The organism is Fructilactobacillus florum DSM 22689 = JCM 16035 (assembly GCF_001436645.1).
Lineage (GTDB): Bacteria > Bacillota > Bacilli > Lactobacillales > Lactobacillaceae > Fructilactobacillus > Fructilactobacillus florum.
Window position 1 is genome coordinate 1 of the sequence record NZ_AYZI01000048.1, and the last position, 230, is coordinate 230.

1 protein-coding gene is annotated in these 230 nt (G+C 43.0%); it reads right to left on the reverse strand.

The window, feature by feature from the left end; all coding sequences use genetic code 11:
* Positions 1-230 (reverse strand): hypothetical protein (locus tag FC87_RS07175; protein WP_268872351.1); only part of this gene is annotated, 230 nt, incomplete at both ends.

A 230-nucleotide genomic window follows, 5' to 3' on the forward strand; every position in this document is an offset into this window, starting at 1 on the left:
CTAGGAGTATTTCGGTCTCGTTAAGTGAGTCGAGTGCAAATTCTGAATCTACTTCAGATTCTAAGAGTATTTCAGTTTCACTAAGTGAATCGCTGGCATCAACAAGCACGTCGCAGTCCGTAAGCGACTCAACTTCAATCTCTGACAGTACGTCGACATCTGAAGCAAGTTCACAGTCCGACTCGCAATCAATTGAAGCTTCTGAGTCTGTTTCAGATTCTAAGAGTAGT